Origin of the sequence: Devosia sp. ZB163 (assembly GCF_028613635.1) — a bacterium.
Taxonomy (GTDB): Bacteria; Pseudomonadota; Alphaproteobacteria; order Rhizobiales; family Devosiaceae; genus Devosia_A.
On the sequence record NZ_JAQRMY010000002.1, the window covers coordinates 35,316 to 58,124 of the forward strand.

The 22,809-nt window shown below is 65.8% G+C and carries 22 protein-coding genes; 9 read left to right on the forward strand and 13 right to left on the reverse strand.

Translation table 11 applies throughout. The features are described 5' to 3' along the window. Positions 1–2: 2 nt before the first annotated feature. Together PRN20_RS08390 and PRN20_RS08395 are read right to left on the reverse strand one after the other, a co-directional pair. Positions 3–2,168 (reverse strand): transglycosylase domain-containing protein, encoded by a 2,166-nt coding sequence (locus PRN20_RS08390; protein WP_273956840.1) that lies wholly within the window; start codon positions 2,166–2,168, stop codon positions 3–5. A gap of 109 nt (positions 2,169–2,277) precedes the next feature. Beyond that, the gene (locus tag PRN20_RS08395; protein ID WP_273956841.1) at positions 2,278–2,931 is read right to left on the reverse strand and encodes an outer membrane protein; all 654 of its coding nucleotides are present in this window, start codon (positions 2,929–2,931) and stop codon (positions 2,278–2,280) included. A 182-nt stretch (positions 2,932–3,113) separates the two neighbouring features. Here PRN20_RS08395 and PRN20_RS08400 point away from each other — a divergent pair, with 182 nt between their 5' ends. Further along, positions 3,114–3,569, forward strand: coding sequence for a YcgN family cysteine cluster protein (locus tag PRN20_RS08400; RefSeq protein ID WP_273956842.1), 456 nt, complete (start codon positions 3,114–3,116; stop codon positions 3,567–3,569). 83 nt (positions 3,570–3,652) lie between these two features. Here PRN20_RS08400 and PRN20_RS08405 read toward each other — a convergent pair whose 3' ends face one another. Beyond that, the gene (locus PRN20_RS08405; protein WP_273956843.1) at positions 3,653–4,564 is read right to left on the reverse strand and encodes a bifunctional GNAT family N-acetyltransferase/nucleoside diphosphate kinase regulator; all 912 of its coding nucleotides are present in this window, start codon (positions 4,562–4,564) and stop codon (positions 3,653–3,655) included. Between the two features lie 570 nt (positions 4,565–5,134). Between PRN20_RS08405 and PRN20_RS08410 the strand changes: the two genes are divergently transcribed. The 3 genes from PRN20_RS08410 to PRN20_RS08420 all read left to right on the forward strand — a co-directional run bounded on the left by PRN20_RS08410 (position 5,135) and on the right by PRN20_RS08420 (position 7,696). Next, entirely contained in the window at positions 5,135–5,695 is a 561-nt protein-coding gene (locus tag PRN20_RS08410; RefSeq protein WP_273956844.1) for a class I SAM-dependent methyltransferase, read from the forward strand. A 316-nt stretch (positions 5,696–6,011) separates the two neighbouring features. Continuing rightward, positions 6,012–6,278, forward strand: a complete 267-nt coding sequence (locus tag PRN20_RS08415) for a hypothetical protein (protein WP_273956845.1) — start codon at positions 6,012–6,014, stop codon at positions 6,276–6,278. Positions 6,279–6,679: 401 nt separating this feature from the next. Beyond that, a complete protein-coding gene (locus PRN20_RS08420; protein WP_273956847.1) occupies positions 6,680–7,696 on the forward strand; it encodes a DUF930 domain-containing protein in 1,017 nt (338 codons plus the stop codon). A 145-nt stretch (positions 7,697–7,841) separates the two neighbouring features. Here the strand turns inward: PRN20_RS08420 and PRN20_RS08425 are convergent, their stop codons facing one another. From PRN20_RS08425 to PRN20_RS08455, 7 genes are all read right to left on the reverse strand, one after another. Further along, positions 7,842–9,638 (reverse strand): type IV secretory system conjugative DNA transfer family protein, encoded by a 1,797-nt coding sequence (locus tag PRN20_RS08425; protein WP_273956848.1) that lies wholly within the window; start codon positions 9,636–9,638, stop codon positions 7,842–7,844. Between the two features lies 1 nt (position 9,639). Further along, entirely contained in the window at positions 9,640–10,206 is a 567-nt protein-coding gene (locus tag PRN20_RS08430; RefSeq protein WP_273956849.1) for a hypothetical protein, read from the reverse strand. 200 nt (positions 10,207–10,406) lie between these two features. Next, on the reverse strand, positions 10,407–10,778 hold the full coding sequence (locus PRN20_RS08435) for a DUF2200 domain-containing protein (protein WP_273956850.1): 372 nt from the start codon (positions 10,776–10,778) through the stop codon (positions 10,407–10,409). 139 nt (positions 10,779–10,917) lie between these two features. Next, positions 10,918–11,184: a DUF2442 domain-containing protein gene (locus PRN20_RS08440; RefSeq protein ID WP_273956851.1), complete on the reverse strand. Its 267-nt coding sequence runs from the start codon at positions 11,182–11,184 to the stop codon at positions 10,918–10,920. Positions 11,185–11,192: 8 nt separating this feature from the next. Beyond that, positions 11,193–11,942, reverse strand: coding sequence for a F0F1 ATP synthase subunit A (locus tag PRN20_RS08445; protein ID WP_273956852.1), 750 nt, complete (start codon positions 11,940–11,942; stop codon positions 11,193–11,195). 20 nt (positions 11,943–11,962) lie between these two features. Next, entirely contained in the window at positions 11,963–12,136 is a 174-nt protein-coding gene (locus PRN20_RS08450) for a hypothetical protein (protein WP_273956853.1), read from the reverse strand. 75 nt (positions 12,137–12,211) lie between these two features. Continuing rightward, entirely contained in the window at positions 12,212–13,381 is a 1,170-nt protein-coding gene (locus PRN20_RS08455) for a calcium:proton antiporter (protein WP_273956854.1), read from the reverse strand. A gap of 239 nt (positions 13,382–13,620) precedes the next feature. Here PRN20_RS08455 and PRN20_RS08460 point away from each other — a divergent pair, with 239 nt between their 5' ends. The 5 genes from PRN20_RS08460 to PRN20_RS08480 all read left to right on the forward strand — a co-directional run bounded on the left by PRN20_RS08460 (position 13,621) and on the right by PRN20_RS08480 (position 20,360). Then, entirely contained in the window at positions 13,621–14,370 is a 750-nt protein-coding gene (locus tag PRN20_RS08460; RefSeq protein ID WP_273956855.1) for a hypothetical protein, read from the forward strand. After that, positions 14,367–15,164 (forward strand): hypothetical protein, encoded by a 798-nt coding sequence (locus PRN20_RS08465; protein WP_273956856.1) that lies wholly within the window; start codon positions 14,367–14,369, stop codon positions 15,162–15,164. The genes PRN20_RS08460 and PRN20_RS08465 overlap by 4 nt, the downstream gene beginning before the upstream one ends. Before the next feature lie 291 nt (positions 15,165–15,455). Beyond that, complete coding sequence (locus PRN20_RS08470) at positions 15,456–15,845, forward strand: DUF2147 domain-containing protein (RefSeq protein WP_273956857.1); 390 nt, start codon at positions 15,456–15,458, stop codon at positions 15,843–15,845. A 168-nt stretch (positions 15,846–16,013) separates the two neighbouring features. Continuing rightward, positions 16,014–18,719 carry a DUF2339 domain-containing protein gene (locus PRN20_RS08475; protein ID WP_273956858.1) on the forward strand — a complete coding sequence of 902 codons (2,706 nt, stop codon included), beginning with the start codon at positions 16,014–16,016 and terminating at the stop codon, positions 18,717–18,719. 123 nt (positions 18,720–18,842) lie between these two features. After that, positions 18,843–20,360: a methyl-accepting chemotaxis protein gene (locus tag PRN20_RS08480; RefSeq protein ID WP_273956859.1), complete on the forward strand. Its 1,518-nt coding sequence runs from the start codon at positions 18,843–18,845 to the stop codon at positions 20,358–20,360. Here the strand turns inward: PRN20_RS08480 and PRN20_RS08485 are convergent. From PRN20_RS08485 to PRN20_RS08495, 3 genes are all read right to left on the reverse strand, one after another. After that, on the reverse strand, positions 20,357–20,827 hold the full coding sequence (locus tag PRN20_RS08485) for an SRPBCC family protein (RefSeq protein ID WP_273956860.1): 471 nt from the start codon (positions 20,825–20,827) through the stop codon (positions 20,357–20,359). The two genes, PRN20_RS08480 and PRN20_RS08485, sit on opposite strands and share 4 nt — an antisense overlap. Beyond that, positions 20,820–21,152 carry an ArsR/SmtB family transcription factor gene (locus PRN20_RS08490; protein ID WP_273956861.1) on the reverse strand — a complete coding sequence of 111 codons (333 nt, stop codon included), beginning with the start codon at positions 21,150–21,152 and terminating at the stop codon, positions 20,820–20,822. The genes PRN20_RS08485 and PRN20_RS08490 overlap by 8 nt, the downstream gene beginning before the upstream one ends. Before the next feature lie 447 nt (positions 21,153–21,599). Continuing rightward, positions 21,600–22,802, reverse strand: coding sequence for a multidrug effflux MFS transporter (locus PRN20_RS08495; RefSeq protein WP_273956862.1), 1,203 nt, complete (start codon positions 22,800–22,802; stop codon positions 21,600–21,602). Between the last annotated feature and the right edge of the window lie 7 nt (positions 22,803–22,809).

Genomic DNA, 22,809 nt, shown 5'->3' on the forward strand with positions numbered 1-22,809 from the left:
GATTACAGGCTCTTGGAAGGTGCGGCGGGGGCGACGGTGAGGGCGACCTGATTGGCGGCGCCACCCAGGGCGTTGTTGATGAGGTTGGCCATATCGAGCAGCTTCTGGGCGGCCCCCGGCTTGAGCCCGGGTGGACGCTCGACGGCCGGCACGGTCGGTTGTCCCTCGGGCGCGGCGTTGGCGATCACGAATGGAGCGGGCTGGAACTTGACGCCTTCCACCGGCTTGATCTCGATATTGGTATGCGCATAGGCCATGAACTTCTGCCACGCGATCGTCGGAAGCGTGCCGCCGGTCAGTTCCCGGGTCATCTGGTAGTCGTCGTTGCCGAACCAGACGGCCGCAACGTAGTTGCCGGTGAAACCGCAGAACCACGCATCTCGGTAGGACGAGGTGGTCCCGGTCTTGCCCACCGAGGGGACGCCCTCGATCTGCGCGCGCCGTCCCGTGCCGGATTCGACCACCGCGCGCATCATGCGGTTCATGTAGTTGACGGTCTGCTCGCTGACCACGCGTTCGCGCGGTGCGTCGGGATCGGCGTCGAACACCGGCTCGCCCGTCAGGGTCGAGATGCGGGTGATGCCGAAGGCCGGCGTCTTGTAGCCGTGGTTGGCGAACACGGCATAGGACGAGGCCATGTCGATGACGCTGACCGAGGCGGCGCCGAGCGCCAGCGAGCGGGTGACGGGGAAATCGTTCTGCAGCCCGATCTTGCGGGCGAAGTCGGCGATCGGCTGCCGGCCGGTCTTGATCGAGAGGTTGACCGGGACGGTGTTGATCGACTGCTGGAAGGCCGAGATCAGGCTGATGCGGCCGACCGAGTTGCCGGAGTAGTTGCGCGGGCACCAGTTGCCGATGCACTGGGTGGCGCCGGAAACGATCGTGTCCGGATCGTATTCGGGGATCATCTCGAAGGCGGTGGCGTAGTCGAACAGCTTGAAGGCCGAGCCCGGCTGGCGATTGGGCACGATGGCGCGATTGAACTGGCTCTTGCCGTAGTCCATGCCGCCGACCATGGCCCGGATGGCACCATTGGGCTCGAGGACGACCATCGCCGCCTGCGACACGCGATACGCCTCGCCCTGCTCGCGCACGACCGAAGTCACCGCGTCCTCGGCGTAGGACTGCAGCACCGGATCGATCGTGGTGCGGACGACGAAGGTATTGGACCGGCTGCCGCTGGCCTCGATGATCTTCTTGGACTCCTCGAACGCGTAGTCGAGGAAGTAGTTGGGGGAGTTCGCCTCCTCCGAGCGGTCCACCGGAACGGCGGGGCTGCGACGGGCGGCCGCGACCTGCCCCTCGGTGAGGAACCCGGCATCGACGAGGTTGGAAAGCACGAGGTTGGCGCGACCGCGGGCGGCCGCGATGTCGACGTGCGGCGCATATCGGGTCGGCGCCTTGAACAGGCCCGCCAGCATGGCGGACTCGGCGAGCGTGATCTCGGTGACCTTCTTGCCGAAGTAGAACTCGGACGCCGCCGCGGCACCGAAGGCGCCGCCGCCCATGTAGGCGCGGTCGAAATAGAGCTTGAGGATCTCGTCCTTGGTGTAGTGCCACTCGAGCCAGACCGAGAGGTACGCTTCCTTGATCTTGCGCTCGAGCGTGCGCTCGGACGAGAGGAAGAGGTTCTTGGCCAGCTGCTGGGTGATCGACGAGCCGCCCTGCAGCGAGGCATCGCCCTGCGCGTTGCTCATCAGCGCGCGCAGCGTGCCGACGACGTCGATGCCCCAGTGCTCGTAGAAGCGCCGGTCTTCGGTGGCGAGCGTCGCCTTGACGAGATAGTCGGGCAGCTTGTCGAGCGGGTAGGAATCGTCGGAGCGGATGCCGCGGCGGCCGACTTCGTTGCCGTAGCGATCAAGGAAGGTGACGGCGTAGTCCTCGACCTTGTTGAAGCGGCCGGTCGCCGTGGCGTCGAACGCCGGCAGCGCGAGCGCGGTGACCAGCACCATGCCGATGGCGGCAAAGCTCAGCACATCGGAGAAGATTTCGACGAAGAAGCGCTTGAAGCCGGAGACGCGGAAGCGGGAGAAAAAGTCCTCGACAACGGTGTAGACACGCCCCACCGACTGGCCGAACTCGTACATGGCGGAGTCCAGCCAGGCATCCGCAGCCAGCATGCGGGTTTTCTTGCGCCGCTTCTCTTTGTGGTAGAACGGATCCTGCACCAAACGCTCCGCAGGGCCCGAAAACGGGCCTTCGCCGAAAACAGCTAACAGATAGCCGATTTCGGCGAAAAACGAAACGCCGGCAAGGGCGTTCTGACCCTAGTCCCGGTTAGTTGAAGTGGTAGTTCACACCCGCGCGGATCGAGTGATCGGCGAAGTCGGCAGTGGTGACGTTGACCAGGTCGTAAATCTTGGTGCCGAAGCTGGTGTAGCGGTACTCGAGGTTGGCCGAGACGCTGTCAGCCAGAGCAACTTCGACACCGGCGCCGATCGTGTAGCCGATATGGGTCTGCGTCTCGGTGACGTTGCTGCCGTCGGTCACGCTAGCCGTGGTGGCTGCAATGCCGCCCAGCGCGTACGGGACGATGCCGTTGAGGTCGAGGCCGATGCGGGACGTGACCGAACCGCTCCAATCGAGAGCAATGGCGTAGGAATCGTTGTCGGAGGAGGCGCTGTTGTAGGCGATATCAACGCTGTACCCGCCGACCACGTTGTCGGTCAGGTGGAAGTTGTAGCCCGCCTGCACGCCAACGAGGTAGCCCGCATACTCGGCTTCGTAGGGGGAGATGATGAGGAAGTTGTCGGTGGTGGTCAGATCGCCTGCGGCGTATCCGGCGAAGATACCGGCATAGAAGCCATCCCAGTTCGACGAGGCGACGGCCTGTTCCGGCGCTGCCGAAACGAGAAGGTCGGCGGCCTGGGCGGCGCCGGAGAACAGCGCAAAGGACGCGGCGGAAAGCAGAAGTGCATTACGGAAAGACAACGTTACCCTCATATAAATCAAGTCGCTATCCGTAGGTGATTCTCGGCGCGCGGCTGCGCTATACTGGCAAGCAGGTGCCGGAGGCGTGCTGGTGTGACACATCGGCCACAAGGCGTCGTGGCGCGTGGCTTCGCGCCCCGGTTGTGCTACCCAGTCCCCGACCGAATTGCTGAAAGTGCCCGATGCCGTTCTGGGAAGAAAAGACGCTCGAAGAGATGACGCCGGCAGAGTGGGAATCGCTCTGCGACGGCTGCGGGCGCTGCTGCCTGATGAAGCTCGAGGACGAGGATACCGGCGATATCTACGTCTCGGACGTGCGTTGCCGGCTGCTCGACGGCGAGAGCTGCAAGTGCACGGACTATCCCAACCGGCTCAAGGTCGTGCCCGACTGCATCAAGCTGACGCCCGAGAACGTGCGCACGATCGAGTGGATCCCGGTGACCTGCGCCTATCGCCGCATCGCCGAAGGCAAGGGCCTCGCCTGGTGGCACCCGCTGGTGTCGGGTGACCCCGACACCGTCGTTGCCGTTGGTGTGTCCGTCCGCGGCCGGACCGTGCCCGAGCAATCGGTGAAGCCGGGTGAGTGGGAAGAGCACGTGGCCGACTGGCCCAACTGGGAGCCGCCGGAGGACATCTAGGGATCGCACGCGCCACGCAGGGTTGGGCGTCCTCCAGCTACGGAAGCATTGCAGTACACGCGACGAACGGGTTTCCCGAGGTGCTAGAGGTGAAAGTCACCCGAGGCTTCCGGCTGATAGATCAACCGGTCGATCAGAATGCGTCGAGTGCGACTTGAAACCACCCAGTCGATAGCGTCGCCTTTTCGATAGCCCAGGATCGCGGCGCCCAGGTCGGACAGGACCGACAGCTTCCCGGAGCGTTCGTCGGCATCCTGCGGATAGACGAGGGACACTTCCCTTTCTTCGTCGTCCAGCTGCAGCACGACCCTTGAGTTCATTGTCACGACATCCTGCGCGACGCGCTCGGGAGCGACGACGATGGCTCGTTCGATTTCGTGTTCAAGTTCGACGACTGCGGGCCCATGCTCGAGCTCGATCAGTTCCTGAAGCCGGGATTGGTCCATCTCGGTGATGTAGATGTCGGTCGCCTCTGCCATGGCGCCTTCACGCAGGAGCCGGCGATACCGGCCAGCGGTCATGGATAGCGACTTGAGCGTCGACGTCTCGCTCCTGGCAAGGAAACCGCAGCGCTCGAAGGCCTTCAGCGAGCGCGTGTTGTCCGGGTGGATTTTCGCGATCACGGTCTCTGCTCGCATTTCGAGGAAAGCGAGCTTCAAACCTTCGCGGATGGTGCTTGAGCCGATCCTGCGACCCCAGTTGTCGTGGTCTCCGATGACCAGAACGATCTCATAGTCACGGCCTGTCCTGACCAGACGGACGAAGCCGACAGGCCTGTCATCTCGATCGTGGGCCATGAAGAAGCGGCCGCCCTGATTGAACAGGTGTGTCAGGATCGGCATCTGAGTTCGATCTATGGCCTGTGCGATGAACCGAGACACACTACGTGAATCGCTGAGGTGGCGGGTGACGCGTTCATCCTCCAGCCAGTCCATCAGGATCAGTGCGTGTGCCCGCGTGATCTCCGGACACAACGAAACAAAAGGCTTCTTCATCTTCGCCACCTTGGTCGCAAGAATGAAAGCCTGTCACGGCCAGGGCCGTGCTGGTTCTTTCGGGTCAGTGCTAAATTCGGAAAGCACACCCTACCAAAGATCCACTCGCAAAGGCCAGACGTCCGCATCGTGCCAGGCAGCCCTCAGAAGCGGTCACTGCGACTGTCCGCCATGCGCCAGACGCGGACTCTTGATTTGGGACTGAGCCAAGGTCATTCTGGTCAGCGCGAACTCTTCGCTCTGGAGCACTCCATGCGAGCCTACTGATCCAAGGCAACGACGCCACCCGGGCAACGAGCGCTTGTGCTCGCCCTGGATTCGGCGCGACTGCCATGGATCAGATCGTTCTCTGGGTTGAACTCGCTGCCCCAATCGCAATAGCCGCCCTCGCCATCGGTCGTGCACCGCCGGCCAAGGACTGAGTTCGAACGCTACGAGCGCATGGTCACTGCACGCCCTGGGCGAGCAGCGATACCGCCTCCTCGCCCAAGGCCGCCTCTGGCGGTGCGGCGGGCGGCCCGACCCTTCCGGAACACTGATCCCACTCAAAATCCATTTGAGGGGATGACTATGCTTGACGTGACGATCGGCGCGGTGGCGCTGCGACTGCAGACCGAACCTGGCCTCTTCTCTCCGCAACGGCCAGATGCCGGCACACTGGCAATGCTCTCACGGATCACCTTCGATCCACACGACAAGGTCCTCGACCTAGGTTGCGGCTACGGCCTGGTGGGCATTCTGGCCGCCCACCACGCTTCTCCAGCGCAGGTGATCATGCTCGACAACGACCCAAGGGCGGTGGCGGTCGCCCGTCGCAACGCCGAGGCCAACGGGGTGCCCGCCGTGACGGTGGCGCTGTCCGATGGCTTCAGGGACACGCGGGAGACCGGCTTCACCAAGATCATCTCGAACCCGCCCTACCATGTCGATTTCTCCGTTCCCCGGCACTTCATCGAGAAGGGCTTCAACCGGCTGGTGCTGGGCGGGACGATGTGGATGGTCACCAAAAGACGCGATTGGTACCGCAACAAGCTCGGCGCGATCTTCGGCGGCTGCCGGGTGCACGAGATAGACGGATACTATGTGTTCGAGGCCACCAGGCGTCGATCGACCTACGCTCGGTGGCGCTAGGGGCTCTGGTCGGATTGCCGGCCTGTGACAGACGACCGCTCTGGGCCGGGAGCGGTCCATTCAGCACCCCGGGCACAAGCGCTGTGTGCGGGCCTGCGTAGCCGTATTGTGGCTATTGCACTATTCGTCACGTCCTCAAGCTTCCAGCCTTTGTCGAAGTGATGACAGTAGAATTACCAAGGCCACGGAGTAGTATGGCTTATGTGTCGGCAATATTCGGTGGGCATCCTGTTGATTGCCCCATCTTCAAGGGCGCATACTTGCCTCCGCAATGTAACGCTGCGGCCGGCTCATCGCGTCAACACAGGAGGGTGGAATGCCGACAGTTATTGGTCACCACGACATCACGAAGGGCGCGAAACACTGGCTCGACTCGCCAAAACGCAAAGAGCTTTTTGGCTCGATCGGCGTGACCAATATTCGAACATTCGTTGATCCGCAAAATCCGACACGGGTAGCCATCATGATGGATGTTCCGGATATGGATGCGCTGGCGAAGGTGATGCAAAGCCAGGCAGCCCAGGATGCAATGGACTACGATGGCGTGGTGCCGGAGTCCGTGGTGATCCTGGTGGAATCGTAAGTGGCAGTGGAGCCGCAACTGGGTGGCTGCGCAATGCGGCTACCGGGCGGAGGCATCAGCTAGCTGCAACATGGCGGGCGCAGTGGGGCGGTCAGCCTTATCCCCAATCCGCAGCTCTTTTCGTTCTGGTGGTAGCTTTGCGGAATGCGACCAACCAACAAATCCGGGCGCCTGCCATGGCAGCGTGGAGATTGCTGCGTCCGCTGGCGATGATGTCCGGTTCGGGCCAAGAGCTGCCGCTGGGGAACGTCCGTTCAGCGCCAATTGCGTACAGCCACACCCCTACCATTATTCGGGTCCCACTTGGCCATTGCCACTAAATCCCTGGGGAGCCAGAATATCGGTTCCCCTCGCACCGGACGCCTCGCAAGCGGCACGATCGTCATGGCAAAGGGTGAACCATGAGCGAACTCACGCCGCCCCAGCCGCAGCCCCCCGAGCCGCTCAGGCGTGACCGGCGGATCGTCTGGACCGTGATCGCCTCAGCAATGCTGCATGCAGGGGTGCTGGTGTTTCTGCTCTGGCAGCCGCTGCCTGACCGCGCCGAAGCCGCACCGTCGCCCGCCATCGACGTTGAGCTGGTGCGGCCGCCGGAGGCGGTCAGCACCAGTTCGACGCCTGTTGAGGAGCCCGAGGAGGAGGCTTCGGCGGCGACGTCGCCGCCAGCCGAGACGACCTCGGTGGAACCGCCGCCGCCGGCCGAGACGACCTCGGAGGAACCGCCGCCGCCTGAGCAGGCAGCCGGTCCAACTCCATCGGCGGCGGAGGCATCCGCGCCCGAAATGCCATCCGGGACGGCGGCGCCAGAGACCGCATCCGAGGCTGCCACCGCAGCATCGGAGCCGGTGCGGGGTTCGGAGACCTCAGCAGAGGTAGCCCCGATACCGCTGTCGCGCCCCAGAGTGAGGGGGCTGACTGCCCCGGCCAGCGTGCCGGATGAAGCCGTCTCCGCAGTTACGGCCGACACTGGCGAGATGGCGGAAGGAACAGCCCCGCCTGCTGCGTCGGCACAGCCCGATGTCGCGACCCTCAAGCTGGGCGCGCTGCGCAATGCCGAACGCTTCTATCTCAAGGCGATGCTGAGTGATCCCAGCATGGCGCGGGCGCGCGCGATGATCGAAACGCTGCCGCCCGAAAAGCGGCTGCCGCAAACCTGCAATATTGAGGCCCTGGCCCAGGTCGGCAACGCCGGGGAAGGCTTCGCGCCCGACGTGGTGATGGCGGAAGCCTATGCCAGGGCGGAGAAAACAGGCACGCGCGTCGCAGCGAGCGGCGCGATCTTCCGCTCCGGAGAAAGGTGGTATGGCCTCGCCTTCGACTGCACGCTCAGCGACGACCTCTCCAGTGTCACTGCGTTTTCCTATCGGCTCGGCGCCGACGTGACGGACGCGGTGCTTGCTCGACTGAGCAGGACCTAGCCAGGACGGCAGACGCTGGGTTCAAGCACGCCGCCGCACGATCGCGTCCAGTACAGCACTCGGTCCTCGCCGGCCTTTCAGGTGTCGTCGAGGGCAGTGGGGAGTAGCCTTCGCAGGAGCGGACCGTTCGGCAGGTCGTAACGGTCTACGCGCTTTCCAGGGTCTGGCCGAAGCCGATCTTCTTGAACTTGATCGGCCTGCTGTTGGCGACGAAGACGATGCCGATTGTTTCTTCGAGCGTCGACACTTCCTCGGGAGCGAGCAGCGGAAACGCAAGGACCTCTTCCCGCTCGCCGCCGGGCGAGAAGGCCTTGGGCCGGGCTGTCGTGTTGCCGACGCGCTTCGAGATGTACTCAGCCGTGAAAAAGTCGCGCGCCGAGAAGGCCTGGAACACGCCGGAATTGCCGATGAAGGTCTCCCAGGCATCGCCATAGGTCGCCTTGAGCTGGGACAGATCCTGCAGGATCCCCCAGACGCGCACGCCATAGCCGGCGAGGAGGGCGAAGGCGTCCTGGAGGACCCGCATCCGGCCCAGTGCAGCCATCTCGTCGACGATGAAGAGCACCTCCTCGCCGCCTCGCTTGCCGGAGTTGAGGAGGTCAAAGAGCGCGATACCGACGATCAGGCGAAGCCAGCGCCCGTAGGTGGTGAGGAACTGCGGCGGCAGGACGATGAACACGGACGTCCTGGCATCGAACATGCGGGCAAACCTGAAGGGCTCGCCGTCCATTGAACTGAGGATGGCCTCGTTATCGAGGAAACCCAGGTTCTGCCGCAGCGTGGTGAGGACGCCGCTTCTCTCGTTGGGCGCCTTGTTCAGATAGCGGGTGAAGGCGTTCTTGATGGTCGCCGATGCGCCTTCGCTCAAGGCTGCCAGTTGCGTCCGCATGTCCGTCTCGTCCGCGAAGACGAGGTCGCGCAGGGCGCGCAGGGACCCATCGGGTTGAGCCGCGAAATGGAAGAGCAGGCCGATCAGCAGCGATGCAGCCTCTTCCTCCCAGAAGAACTGCGAGCGGTCTTCCCCGCGGTGGATGATGCACTCGGCGACTACAGACGCCGCCGCATGCCGGTCCTGCGCGTCGCGAACGAACTGGAGGAGGTTCAGGCTGGCCGACGGACCGAGGTCGGGCGAGAGGGGGGCGAAGTGGACGATGGTTCGATCGCCTGCCGTGCCCCGCCGGCTGACTGCGAGAGCCTCTCCCTTGGGATCGATGGCCAGCAGCGAACCCCGGTACCGGGCGCTGTTGGGTATGACGGCGCCGACACCCTTGCCGGAACGTGTGGCGCCCACGGTGAGCAGATGCTGCTCGCCCCGGTAGTTGATCGGCTTGCCGGCCAGGTCGTGGCCGAGGAGGATCGGATGGCTCGGCCCGGTATCGGCCGCGGAATTGAGCACGAAGGTGGCCTTGCCCAGCTCCGCTGCCTGGCCCTTCGGCGCGAGGGAATGGCAGACGAGCAGGGTGGGGGCGGCGAGAAATGCCACCTTCAGCAGGGCGTCGACGACCCCCATACCCCCAAGCAGGACGATCGTTCCGACCACCCCGATGGCGGCAGCGATGCCGTAGCTCCAGGCGTAGGAATAGATGCCCTCGCTCGCCAGCGTGTCGCGAATGGTATGCTTTGTGGGGCTGGTCCGGTTGCTGATCAGGTTGGCCACGTGGCTGACCCCGAAAGTCAGGGGCGCGAGGAGCAGCGTGCCGTAGAGCAGCAGGTTGAATGCGGCTGCGATCGCCGAAGGCACCCCTCCGTTGGTCAGTTCCCAGGTCGGGGAATAGTTCGGCATGAGCAGCAGGAGTTCCAGGTAGCCCCGGTAGTCGAAGGCGTAGGACCACGTGCTGAGCGCGCCGATCACGATCAGTATGCAGCCGAAGGTCAGCAGCAGGCTGATGATGATCCCGTTGACGAAGAGCGGATGCCTGAAGCGGTGAAGCCAGCGTTCCATCTCAGTATCCCAGGCCCTGTCCCTGATCCTGGCCTTCGTCCTGGCCCTGATCTGCCCCCTGGCCTTGGTCAGCCTCTTCGCCCTGGTCGGCCTCCTGTCCCTGGTCGGCCTCCTGACCCTGGTCGGCTCCCTGGCTCTGGTCGGGCCCCTGGCCCTGGTCGACGTCTTGGCCCTGATCGGCCCCCTGACCCTGATCGGCCTCCTGGCCGTGGTCGGCCTCCTGACCCCGATCGGCCTCCTGACCCTGGTCAGGCCCCTGACTCTGGTCTGCCCCCTGGCTCTGGTCAGCCCCCTGGCTCTGGTCAGCCCCCTGACCCTGATCTGCCCCCTTGGCCTGATCAGCCGCCTGGCCCGGGCTTGCCGACACGCCGCCCTGCGCACCGATGTAGATATTGGTGCCGATCAATCCGCCGGCTCCGCCAAGCGCGCCTCCCAGGATGCCGCCGGCCGCCGCACCCAGCGGCCCGGCGACGGCTCCGCCCGCAGCACCCGCCAGCGCGCCACTTACTACGCCCACGATCGTGTTCTGAACGTAAGCCTGCGACGCTTCCTTCGGTGTCATTGCCATGGTGCCCCCTCAGCCCTGCATCTCCCCGATGAAGAGCTCGCCAGTAATGCTATTTTCGCATTCAACGAAGACAGACCCTGCGCCAATGGTCGGCGAGAAAATCGAGTGTCTGTGAGAGATATACAGTCGTCAAGCCGATGAAGGCCCGGCGAAATCTTTAGTGTTCGGTGGGGGAGGGCCGTGCGGCGTGTTCGGGCCGCTCAGGCGCGCAGGATATTCTCCATCGCCTTGCCCTTGGCGAGCTCGTCGATCAGTTTGTCGAGGTAGCGGATCTCCCGCATGGTGGGCTCCTCGATGTCCTGCACGCGAACGCCGCAGACCACTCCTGTAATCAGCGAACGTGCCGGATTGAGCCGGGGCGCGCCGGCGAAGAAGTCCTCGAGCGTAGTGGATTTCGCCAGCTCATCGCCGAGCGTTTCCTGGCTGTGTCCGGTCAGCCAGTGGATGATCTCATCGACTTCGGCCTTGGTGCGCCCCTTCTTCTCCGCCTTGGCGATGTAGAGGGGATAGACGCTCGCGAAGCTGATTGAATAGATCCGATGCTTCGTCCTGGTCGCTCCCGCGCTTTGCACTGGTCCGGTCCCCCGTGTGGCTGAGACCCGGACTTTAGCGCGTGCCGGGCGGCGGACAACCGCTAACTGGGAACGCGGCGGGAAAGCGCGGGCGGATTAGCGGTACCTCGGCGCCTCAACAGGGCAGGGCCGAGGTACCTCACCGCGACGTGGTCTGATTCAGGGTGACCAGCGCGGGTACGTAGAGCGACACGTTGGACGCGGGCCACTCGATGTAGAAACCGATGCGATCGGTCGTGACCGACGCCAGTTCGGCGTCGGTCATCGATGCCAGCTCAACCCGATCGCGGGCCTTGAAGGCGAGCGTGTCGCCATCCTTCAGCACGACCGTCAGCATTCCGGTCTCGGCCACGAACTGCACCGATGCGGCGCGCGGCTCCGGGTATGTCGGAAACGGACGCCGCATCGAAGCCGTCAGTGAGCCGGATGCAGGGCATCGTTCAGGTACATGCAGGTCAGCATGGCGAAGACATAGGCCTGGATCGCCGCCATCAGCACCTCGAGCGCGGTGATGGCCACGACCATGAACAGCGGGAACACTGTCGCGACCATGCCGAGAGGACCGAGCCCGCTCAGGTCCACGATGAACCCGGCAAAGACCTTCAGGGTGATATGGCCGGCCAACATGACCGCGAATAGTCGCACCGAATGGCTGATCGGGCGGGAGAGGTAAGAGATGACCTCGATCGGTACGATGATCGGGAGGAGGTAGGGCGGGATGCCGCCCGGCGCGAACAGCTTGAGGAATTTGAAGCCGTGCTTCCAGACGCCGTAGACGGTGACGACCCCGAAGACGAGCATCGCGAGCGCGCCGGTCACGATGATCTGGGCCGTCACCGTGAAGGCGAAGGGGAACATGCCGATCATGTTCGCGACGAGAATGAAGCTGAACAGCGAGAAGACCAGCGGGAAGAACGGCATGCCCTCCCGTCCGATCGCCGAGACGACGAGCCGTTCGATGCCCTCGTAGGCCATCTCGGCCACGAGCTGGAGCCGGTCCGGAACCACCTGCCGCTTCCGCCCGGCGAACACCATGAACCCCGCCGCCGCGGCGACGGTCAGCACCATGTAGGCGGACGCGTTGCTGAAGCTCAGGTCCTGCCCGGCAAGGAGCGGCAATGGAAAGATCGGTTCGATGACGAACTGGTGGATGGGGTCGGCCATGCTGGCTCCCTTCTTGCTGGTTATTTCTGGAGGTGGATGACGACGCCCGCGACGATCAGGCCGACGATCGAGGGCACGAAGCCGACGGTCAGGCCGGCCGTGGTCGGATCGAGCCGGGCGTATTCAATGAGAACGGTCGAGCCGATGTAGCCGACGAGGGCGCCGACCAGGGCAAGCTCGTACACTTTCGACATCGCAGAGGTCCACGGTTACTGGGGTCGTCCCCGTGGGCCCTGCGCCGCCAGGTCGTCCTGGCGGCAGGCGATCGATCAGGTGACGAACAGCAGCACGCCGAAGACGGCGAACATCGTAAGGTGGAGGGCGCCGTGCAGGGCGGACGCACGCTGCCCGAGGAAGGTCAGTGTAGTAAGCCCGATCGTGAGGAGCAGCAGGACTGTCTCCGTGGGCGATACGCCCATGACGACGGTCTTGCCGGTGACGAGGCCAACGATAAGGACCGCCGGCACGGTCAGGCCGACCGTTGACACGAATGCCCCGAGGCACAGGTTGATCGAGCGCTGGAGCTGGTTCTGCATCGCGGCCTTCACGGCCGTGATCGATTCCGGCGTGAACACGATGATGGCGATCACCACGCCACCCAGGGCGACCGGTGCGCCGACCGCGGCGATGCCGAAATCGATGACCAGCGCGAGATCGTGGGCCAGCAGCACGATCGGCAGCATGAGCGCCACCAGCAGCACCGAGTGAATGATCACGCCGCGCAGGTCGACCGGGGGCTTCTCGGCCGCCTGCGGCGGCATCTCGCGCGCCCGCATCGGGATCGTCAGCGATCCCAGTTCAGGCTGGACGAAGAACCGGCTGTAGCCGCGCGTCTGCATGAGGAGGAAAGCGCCGTAGAGAATGATCGTCAGGATGGCGAAGGCCACGGCCTGCGCCGGCCAGAACGTGCCGTCGCCGGTGCTCAGCGTGTTGGGCAGGATGAGCCCGATGCCTGCGAGAACGAGCGTCATCGCCACGTAGGCGATGGCGCCCTGGAAGTTGTAGTCCTGCTCGCCGTAACGCCGGCCGCCCAGCAGCAGGCAGATGCCCGTGACGAGGTTGAGGATGATCATCATCACCGCGAAGATCGAGTCGCGGCCGATGGTCGGGTTCTCCCCCGGACCCAGCAGGACCGCGGCGATCAGGATGACTTCGATGGAGACGATCGCGAGCGTGAGGATCAGCGTGCCGTAGGGCTCGCCAAGCTGGTGCGCCAGGTAGTCGGCCTCGCGCACCACGCCGAAGGCGGCGAGGAGGATCGTGGCGAAGATCACCACGAAGCAGACCACCGCGACAACGGGGGCGATCGGGGCGTGCAGCCAGGTCGGGCCGCCGACCATGAAAACGGCGACGACGAGCCACGACACGATCAGCTTGCTGATCGTCGAGGCCGGTAAGTGCGTCTTGAGAAGGCTGCTACCAGGGGTCGGGACAGACAAGGCCATACCTCATGGGGGCCGTCCCCGTTTGATATGCCCGCACTGCGGTCGTCCGCAATGCCCTGCCGCTCCTGGGCGACATGGCGTCCATAGTCGGTTTGACTTTCGGTGTCCATAAGCGGCCGGCGCCGGTCGCCGAGGGCGCGAAGCCATCAGGACATTCCCGTACGTGATCGTGACAGCGTGGCTCGGTCGCTCGCCTGGCCTAGGATGGCCCGGGGACGTCGGAGTGCAGGGCGGTGGAGCGTATCGAGCGTGTTCTGGGCTGGCTGGCCCGGGTCTTTTCGAGCGGCGTGTTCTTCATGGTGGTCGGCGCGGTGATCCTCTCCGCCGCGTACTACACCATGGGGGACACCCACAGCTCGTTCAGCTTCGTGCTCGTCGTCATCGGCATCGCCATCCTGCTCTACGGCACGGGCACGCAGGGCGCGGGCCAGTTCAGCTCGGAGGCCGAGAGCGCCAAGTACAAGGTGGCGATCGCCGGTGGGGCAGGCATCCTCGCCTTTTGCGTCGGGGCGGGCATTCTCTACTTCGCCGACCAGATCAAGACCGCGTTCCAGATCGAGAAGCGCTACTTCCGCTACCTCGTGAAATCGGACGACGAGAACTTCGCCGACCTCAGCAACTACGTCGCCCTCGCCAACGTCAACGGCGAGATGGTGCCGGCGCTGACGCGCGGCGGGCAGATCGAGGTCTACGTGCCGTACTTCCTCAGCACGCAGGACGTCGAGATCAGCGGCACGGCCTGGCTCTACCGGATCAAGCCGGGGCTGAGCCAGCTGGAGCAGCTGCCGGCGCCGTTCACCATCCAGATCCCCGCCAAGGAAGTGATCCGCAATGCCGACGGCGGCTACGACTTCCCGGTCTACCGCAAGCAGATCATGCGGGTGTCGATCCGCGAGGCGGTGAGGCCGGACGTCGGCCAGCTCGATGAATCGCAGGCGGGAAGCGGTCCGCTGCCGCCGCCGGTTACCGTGGGGGCACAATGAGGACGGGTCTGCTGCTGGGTCTGCTCTGGATTGCGCTTGCCGTCCCACCGGCCATGGGACAGGCGATGGGGAGCAAGGATGCCTGCGCGCCCTTCACCGAGGCGACGAAGACGCCGGGCGCCGTTCCGGACGAACTGCTCGCCGACATGGACACGTCCGTGCCGTGCCTGATGGGCGTGCTCGGCGATCTCGCCAAGCAGGGCGCCAAGGCCGAGCTGGTGGAGACCGAGCGCGACAAGCTCAACCGGGCCACGGCGGCGCTCGGCAAGCTGATCTCGGCCAAAGGCGTGCCGGCGATCGACCAGATGCGCGCGCTGGATACGACCGAGATCGCGTCGCTGTTGTCCTTCGGGGCCCGGAGCGGCGACTACGCCACGCGGGTGAACTCGACGATGCTGCTCTCCAACATCGTCGACAATTCGACGGTCTGCGTGGTGATGGACCATCTCGCAGACCCACAGCTGACGACGACCGAGGGCGGCAAGAACGGCCGGGCGAACCTGCTGTCGGTCGCCTCGGTGGTGGCGCCCTGGGCCATGCGCTCGAACTACGCCAACATGCAGAAGCTGCTCGACTACGTGGAAGAGGACATCGTCGACGAGACGGATGTCGCGCAGACCACGCGCATCGTCGCGGCCTTCAAGGAGCGCCTGGCGTTCCAGGAAAAGGTGGCGGTTCCGAACCGCAACATCGACAGCGCCGAGGCCCGGCGCTGCAACGAATGGCCGGTGCTCTACGACAATTCGGCCGGGTTCCGGATCCAGTACCCGGTCGCCGCTCCACCCTCCCAGTAGCCCATTCTGCCCTTGTTCACGACTTCGTGATGACAAGGTTATCCGCCGTCTGCCGGCGAGTTGGCCCCTGAATGTGGCAGGGTTAACGCCCGCTGAACATTGCGCTGCAAAGCGTGTCAACAGCGTTGCCATATCAAGGCCCCAGTCTGTCACAAACATGAATGAAAGATTAACGGCTCGGCTATTCAACATTCAGCCAAAGTCTCCATCTATCGGCGTCAACAGACCCGCACCACATGGTCGGGTGCACTACCGACCAGAGACAAACCGATACTTCGGAGACGCATGACAATGCACCTCGCGACCAAGCTCGCCGCTGCTGTGCTGGCCACAGTGCTCGCCACGGCGCCCGTTTACGCCATCGCCGCTGATCCCACCGGCACCTGGCAAACCACCACCGGCGAAAGCCGCTACAAGGTCAGCTACTGCGGCAAGGGCGGTCAGCTCTGCGCCAAGCTCGTCTGGCTGCGCGACGACGCCAAGACCGAAGAGAACCTCGCCTACTTGAACCGCAATGTCGTAAACGGCGCCCAGCCGGCTTCCGACAACCAGTGGAAGGGCAAGGTCTCCTATGCCGGCGACACCTTCTCCGGCACGCTGACCATGACCGGCAGCAACTCGCTCAAGCTGAACGGCTGCCAGGCCATGTTCTGCAAGACCATGAATTTCAGCCGTATCTAGGCTGCCCGAATAGGCAGCCCCAAGACTGCCGAACTCCGAAGCCCGCGTCTCCGCCGACGCGGGCTTTTTATTGTGCCTAACCTCAGGGGAACAGCAGGGCGATGTAGGTCGCCAGCACGCATTCGTGCCAGATAGAGCAAAGGCTGTGGGTTGGGGGATACGCCGCGAATGGAATGGATGCTGGTGGCCGTCCTCGGCGGGCTCGTTGCTTACCTGTTCCACGCGCACAGGCAGACGGCGCGCGCGGTAGAGGTCCTCGAAACCAGGTTGAACATGCTCAGGACGCGCCTGGGGGAGATCGAGGACGCTCAGGACGCGGCCGCCAAGCCGAGAGCGAGGGCCAAACCAAAGGCGTCCGTACGCGAGACTCTCGTCGTGGTGCCGGCCGAGATCGAGCCGGCTCCGGCGGTCGTCAGCACGCGGGCCTGGCCTCACCCCGATCCGGCGGAGACGCGAGCGGCGCCAGGGGCTGAGGCAGCGGCTGAGCCGGCCAAGGAAGCTGCGTTCGAACTTCCGCCGCCCCCACCGCCCGCCAGCAAGCCAAAGGAGATCGACTGGGAGAGGACCCTGGGCGTGCGCCTGCCTGTCTGGGGTGGCGCGATCATGCTGCTGATCGCCGGCTATTTCCTCGTGAACTGGGCGATCGAGGCGGGTGCGGGCCTGTTCACGCCGACGGTTCGTGTGGTGCTTTGCGGCCTTGCCGCGGCCGGCCTGTTCGCGGCGGCCGTGGTCGTCAAGGCGAGGCGGATCGCCAATGGCGACAGGATTGCCTCGGCGCTGGCGACGGCGGCGATCGCTGTCGCCTATGGCACGATGTTCCTGGCGGCGAGCGTGTTCCAGCTCGTCCCCGGTCCCGTCGCGCTGATCGGGGCAGGGCTCGTGACACTGGCCGCCATCGGCATTTCCACCCAGTTCGGGCAGAAGGTCATGGTGGTGGGGCTGCTAGGCGGCTACCTGTCGCCGTTCTTTGCCTGGTCGGTCGGATCCTCGAGCGGCCTCGTGCCGATCTATGTGGTCGCGCTCTTCACGGCGTCGATGTTTGCCATCCGCTGGAACGGCTGGTGGGGCCAGGGCATCCCGGCGCTCGTCGCGCCGGCATTGTGGGCGCTCGGGCTCGTCGACAGCTCAGACCCGGTCACGCTCGCTGTGCTTTACCTGCTGCTCGCCGTGGTGCCGGCCGCCCTGATGCTGTCGCCGTTGCGCGACGACGCGGGTGCCCGGGAGCAAAGGTCCGCGCTGGTCATTCTCGCCAGCGCCGCGGCGGGGGCATGTCTTGCGTTCGGGACCTACCTGCACGAGTCCCACACCGCTTTCCTCGCGGCGATGGTGCTTTTCGGGCTGGGTGGAGCTGCGCTGGTGATCCGCTATGGCGTCGCCCTCCGGCCGGCCTGGGTTGCGACGCTGGCCGTGGCTGTTCTCACGTTGATCAGCTGGCGCCAGCCGGACGGGCTGGCCTTTCTTCTGGTCGCGCTGCTGCTGGCCGGTACCCATCTGGGGGCGCTGGCGATCCAGTTCCGGGCCGGCATCGACCGCGCAGCACTGTCCTTCGCGCTCGCCGGGCTTTCGGCGCTGCTCTTCGTCATCCTGCTGGTCAAGCTGGATGGGTGGCTGGGCGCGCGGGATGTTCCCTATCTCTGGGCCGCGATCGGCCTCGCCATCGCCGCCGGATACGCATGGCTGGCGGTGCGCCACAACGAGGCATCGAGCGCTTACGGCCCGGCGGCCGGTTTCGCAGTGGGGGGCAGCGCCTTCCTGTCGCTGGCCCTCGGGCTTGTGCTGGATCCGGGGCTCTATGCCCTTGTCGCGGCGTTGCAGGCGTTCGGGCTGTCGCTGCTCTACCTCAAGTTCCGTGACCCCGTGCTCCGCCAGATGCACATGGTCTATGTGGCGCTCTACGCCGCGCTGCTGGCGCTGGGACAGGTCGGGCCTCTCGTCTCGCAGGTGTTCGGCGGCCAGTTGGCGGGCTGGCTCGACTTTGTCCCGATGGCCGGTGTGCAGGACCAGCCGGTGACGCTGCTGTTGCTGCCGGGGCTGCTGTTCCTCGCGGCGAGCACCGTATTTGCGAGGGTCGCCTACTCGACGCTGCCCTGGGTTCTGGACGGCATCGGCGTGGCGTTGCTGGCGCTGGCGGTGCACTTCCTGATGGTGCCGGGATCGCCTTGGGGTCTCTTCGAGCAGCCGCTGGTGGTGGGCTCGTGGTGGTTCAATGCGCAGGCGCTGCTGGCGCTGGCATCCATCTACGCCGCTTCGAGAACCGGACGCACCATGCTGTTCCAGGCCGGCATTGGGCTGGCTGTGGTCGTCGCGCTGGCGATGGCCGCTACGGTGATGGTGCCGGTGTTCCGGTTCTGGCCCTGGATGGAGACGCCGGGCCTGCCCGTCTTCAACGCCGCGCTCACCGGTATCGGGCTGCCGACGGCGCTGCTGCTCGCCACCGCGTACGTGGCGCGACGGCAGGGCTCGCTGCAGTTCGCGCGCGCTCTCGCCGCTTTCGGCGGGCTCGGCGGGCTGGTCACGATCCTCGTGCTGATCCGTCAGGCCATCCACGGACCGACGCTCCAGGGTCCCGGCCTCGTCCCCGCGCAGATCGAGCTCTATCTCTATTCGGGTGGGATGCTGGTCTATGGCTTCGCGTTGCTGTTGGGCGGGGTGGCGTTCTCGAGCCTCGCCTTGCGCGGAGGTTCACTCGTGGTGGTGCTGGCGACCATCGGCAAGGTGTTCCTCTACGACGTCAGCGGCCTCGAGGGCCTGTGGCGCGTCGGATCGTTCCTTGGGATGGGCATCGCCCTGCTGGCGGTGAGCTGGTTCTACGGGCGGTTCGTGTTCGGCATCGGCCCTTCCGGCAGGAAGGTGGAGGTGGAGGCGACTGGCTAGCGGGGCTGCGCCCGGCTATCGCAGCAAGGGGTGAGGGTTCGTTAAGCATGCAGCGGCTAAGCCTTGGACCGCGCCTATTTGCGGTGGCCAGGAGGCTGCGGCGCGCGATCCCGGGGACTGGTCTTGACCAACGCTGACAACGATATCACCGCGCTGCGCGAGCGGCTCGATTTTGTACGCCTCGATGAAGCGGCGCTTGCCGACCTTCGGGCGCTGCAGCCGGTGGTTGAGCGGCTTCTGCCTGAGGCGCTGTCGGCCTTCTACGACAGGCTGTCGGACGTCCCCGAGATGGCGGCGTTCTTTTCGGGCCGGCCCCAGATGGACCAGGCATCGGGCAAGCAGGTCGGCCACTGGGGCGCCATCGCGGCCGGACGGTTCGACGCCGGCTACATCGCCTCCAGCCGGCGCGTGGGCGAGCGCCACGCCAAGATCGGGCTCGAGCCGCGCTGGTACATGGGCGGCTACGGGCTGATCCTCGAGCACCTGCTGACCGGCGTCCTCACCGCGGAACTGGCCCCGTCGCAGGAAAAGCCCAGGGGCCTGTTCGGCAAGGCCAGGCCGGCTGAAGTCGATGCCGCTGCCCTCTCGCGCAAGCTCTCCGCGCTGGTGAAGGCGGTGCTGCTCGACATGGACCTCGCCGTCACCGTCTATTTCGACCGGCTGACCGCCGACGCCGCCGAGCGCGACCGCAAGGCCGCCGAGCGCATCCACCGTGCCGTGACGCTGACCGGCGAGGCGCTGAAGAGCCTTGCCGACGGCAACCTCACGGCCCGCATCTCGGCCGAGTTCGACGCCGAGTTCGACGAGATCAAGCACGACACGAACGCCGTCGCCGACCGGCTGGAGCAGATCGTGCGCCAGCTGCGCGACACGTCGGGGTCGCTGCGGACGGCGACGGGCGAGATCCTCGCCGGCGCCAACGACCTGTCGGACCGCACCACCAAGCAGGCGGCGACCATCGAGGAGACTTCGGCCGCGATGGAGCAGCTGATGACCACGGTGGCGGCCAATGTCGAGAGCGCCCGGGTCGCGAGCGGCAGCGCCCGCGCCATGTCGGAGACGGCCGAGGCCGGCACCGGCAAGATGGCGCGCGCCAACGAGGCGATGGAACGCATCACCGCCTCGTCGGACAAGATCGGCAAGATCATCGGGCTCATCGACGACATCGCCTTCCAGACCAACCTCCTCGCCCTCAATGCCTCGGTCGAGGCGGCGCGGGCAGGGGAAGCCGGCAAGGGCTTCGCCGTGGTTGCCGTCGAAGTGCGGCGCCTCGCCCAGAGCGCGGCGATCGCATCGGCCGACATCAAGGCGCTGATCGAGCAGAGCGGCAACGACGTGCGCGACGGCACCGCGCTCGTCGCCGAAGCGGCGCAGAAGCTCGGCGCCATCCTGAGCTCGGTGCGCGACAACGAAGTGCTGATGGAGCAGATCGCGACGGCCAGCGCCTCGCAGGCCGAGAGCATCGCCGAGGTCACCGTGGCCGTGCGCCAGATGGACGAGATGACCCAGCACAACGCGGCGCTGGTCGAACAGATCAACGGCGCCATCGAGCAGACCGAGCAGCAGGCCGCCGAGCTCGACATGGTGGTTGACGTGTTCACCGTGTCGGACGAGGACGCACCGATGCGGCGGGTGGCCTAGGCGCTGATCGGACCCGCGGCCTCGAGGAAGGCGGCCAGCTTCTCGAAGGCCGCGATCCAGCCGTCGGCATGGCCCTCGCGGTCGACGCCCGGCGGGAACGGGGACTGGCGGAAGGTCATGCGGGTCCTGTCGCCGACGGCCTCGAAGCTGACGGTGATCTGCGTCGGGTTCTCGCGATTGAGTTTGCCGTCTTCGCCCCAGAACTCGACGGTGAAGGCGAGGCGGGTCGGCGGGTTGAGCTCGAGGTAGCGGCCGCCCCAGCTGTACTCGACGCCCTCGGGAAAGCGCATCGAGATGCGATAGGCGCCGCCGGGCCGGAGGTCGACTTCGACCAGGTGGACATCGACGCCGGGCGGGCCCATCCAGCCGGCCAGTTCCTCAGCGTCGCTCCAGGCACGGTAGAGCTCGGACGGGGACGCCCGGAACTCCTTGACGAGGACGAGATCCTCGCCGCCGAAATCAATCACTCTTCTTCTCCCTCTTGTTGGCGACGTGCTTTTCCAGCCGTTCGAAGCGCGCCTCCCAGACGGCCCGGTTCTGGTCGATCCAGCTGGCGGCGATGCGCAGGCCCGCCGGATCGAGGTGGCAGGGGCGCCGCTGGCCCTCCCGTGTGCGATAGATCAGCCCCGCCCCTTCGAGCACGGCGAGGTGCCGCGACAGGCCCTGCGCGGTGATCGTCACATCCTTCGCCAGCTCGCCCGGGGTCGCCGGGCCGCGCAGCAACCGCTCCACCACGGACCGCCGTGTGGCATCGGAAAGCGCGGCAAGGACGGTGCCAAGGGCGTCGGACATCGGTGGCTCCTACGCGGGGTAGTTTATAAACAGAGTCGTTTAGGATGCAAGCGGCAGGCGTCGGACTGTTGCGGCACCGGCGGACCGGTGGCGACCCAGTGCGATTGGGAGCCACCCGAACTCTCGCTCCCCTCCCCCTTGAGGGGAGGGGTTGGGGGTGGGGGTCTGTCGGTGATCACGGCACGACCCCCTCCCTCGGTCCCTCCCCTCAAGGGGGAGGGAGGCGAAGGAGCCGAGAACTGGCCGAACGCCACCGAGGGGACGGCGGCGGCTGGTGCTAGCCGGCTGGGAGCCACCGAACTCTCGCTCCCCTCCCCCTTGAGGGGAGGGGTCGGGGTGGGGGTCTGTCGGTGATCGCCGGACCACCCCCTCCCTCGATCCCTCCCCTCAAGGGGGAGGGAGGCGAAGGAGTCGAGAACTCGCCGAACACCACAGAGGGGAGGGCGGCTAGTGCCTGCGCCTCGCGACGATCAGCACGAAGCCGATGGCGCAGAGGGTGCCGGCGGCGATGATGACGACCATGGGCATGGGCGTGCCGTCGGCGAAGGCGCCGACGAGGGCTGAGCCGACCATGCCGCCGCCGTACTGGGCGAAGCCGAGCAGCGCCGAGGCGGAGCCGGCGCCGTGGCCGACACTCGAGAGGCCACCGGCGATGGCGTTGGCGCCGACGAGCCCGTTCATGGCGACGAAGACGAAGAGGCCGGCGCCAAAACCGAAGACGCCGCCCCAGCCGGTGGCCACCTGCAGCAGGATGACCAGCGCCGCCGCAAAGCCGATCACGGTTCCGATGAGCATCATGCGGTCGCTGCCGACGCGGTTGACCAGCCTGCGGTTGGCGGCGTTGGCCAGCATGATGCCGACGATGCCGGCGGCGAAGACGAGGCCGTAGGCTTCGGGCGGGAGGGAATAGTACTCGATGAAGACGAAGGACGACCCGGCGACATAGGCGAAGACGCCGGCCGCGAAGCACCCGAGCACGGCGGCGTAGGCCATCAGCCTCGTGTTGCGCAGGTGCTCGCCATAGACCCCGAAGGCGGCGCGGAGCGTGGCGTGCGATCGGCGGGACGCGGGCAGGGACTCCGCCGTGCGGGAAACGCCGACCATGGTGAAGAGGCCAATGGCAACCAGCGTCCAGAAGATGTGGTGCCAGGACGAGACGGCGAGGATCTGCGCCCCGATGGACGGCCCCAGCAGTGGCGCGATGCCCATGATCATCATCAGGGTCGAGAGCACTCGGGCGGCCTCGTCCCGCTCGAACAGATCGCGCACCATGGCGCGGCCGAGGACGACCGCGGCGCTGGCGCCGAGCGCCTGCACGATACGCCAGCCGATGAGCTCTAACGGGCCTGTGGCCAGCGCGCAGCCGGCCGCTCCGATGACGAAGATGGCGATGCCCATCAGCAGCGGCGCCTTGCGACCGTAGAGGTCGCTGACGGGGCCCCAGAACAGCTGCCCGAGGCTGAAGCCGAGCAGGTACCCGGAGACCGTGAGCTCGAGCTGGCCCTGGCTGGCTCCGAGGCTTGCGCCCATGCTGGGCAGGGCGGGCAGGTAGAGATCGGTGGAGATGGAGGCGAAGCCGAGGAGCAGGCTGAGCAGGGCCGTCAGCCAGACGCCGCGATGGGTGCTCGTCCCGGCAGCAGGAGCAGTCATTGCAGTT

Excerpts from the sequence above, each read along its gene's own strand:
- PRN20_RS08400 (WP_273956842.1), top strand. The coding sequence starts at position 3,114 with ATGCCGTTCTGGGAAGAAAAGACGCTCGAAGAGATGACGCCGGCAGAG.
- PRN20_RS08405 (WP_273956843.1), bottom strand. The coding sequence starts at position 4,564 with ATGAAGAAGCCTTTTGTTTCGTTGTGTCCGGAGATCACGCGGGCACAC.
- PRN20_RS08410 (WP_273956844.1), top strand. The coding sequence starts at position 5,135 with ATGCTTGACGTGACGATCGGCGCGGTGGCGCTGCGACTGCAGACCGAA.
- PRN20_RS08415 (WP_273956845.1), top strand. The coding sequence starts at position 6,012 with ATGCCGACAGTTATTGGTCACCACGACATCACGAAGGGCGCGAAACAC.
- PRN20_RS08420 (WP_273956847.1), top strand. The coding sequence starts at position 6,680 with ATGAGCGAACTCACGCCGCCCCAGCCGCAGCCCCCCGAGCCGCTCAGG.
- PRN20_RS08425 (WP_273956848.1), bottom strand. The coding sequence starts at position 9,638 with ATGGAACGCTGGCTTCACCGCTTCAGGCATCCGCTCTTCGTCAACGGG.
- PRN20_RS08430 (WP_273956849.1), bottom strand. The coding sequence starts at position 10,206 with ATGGCAATGACACCGAAGGAAGCGTCGCAGGCTTACGTTCAGAACACG.
- PRN20_RS08440 (WP_273956851.1), bottom strand. The coding sequence starts at position 11,184 with ATGCGGCGTCCGTTTCCGACATACCCGGAGCCGCGCGCCGCATCGGTG.
- PRN20_RS08445 (WP_273956852.1), bottom strand. The coding sequence starts at position 11,942 with ATGGCCGACCCCATCCACCAGTTCGTCATCGAACCGATCTTTCCATTG.
- PRN20_RS08450 (WP_273956853.1), bottom strand. The coding sequence starts at position 12,136 with ATGTCGAAAGTGTACGAGCTTGCCCTGGTCGGCGCCCTCGTCGGCTAC.
- PRN20_RS08465 (WP_273956856.1), top strand. The coding sequence starts at position 14,367 with ATGAGGACGGGTCTGCTGCTGGGTCTGCTCTGGATTGCGCTTGCCGTC.
- PRN20_RS08470 (WP_273956857.1), top strand. The coding sequence starts at position 15,456 with ATGCACCTCGCGACCAAGCTCGCCGCTGCTGTGCTGGCCACAGTGCTC.
- PRN20_RS08475 (WP_273956858.1), top strand. The coding sequence starts at position 16,014 with ATGGAATGGATGCTGGTGGCCGTCCTCGGCGGGCTCGTTGCTTACCTG.
- PRN20_RS08490 (WP_273956861.1), bottom strand. The coding sequence starts at position 21,152 with ATGTCCGACGCCCTTGGCACCGTCCTTGCCGCGCTTTCCGATGCCACA.
- PRN20_RS08495 (WP_273956862.1), bottom strand. The coding sequence starts at position 22,802 with ATGACTGCTCCTGCTGCCGGGACGAGCACCCATCGCGGCGTCTGGCTG.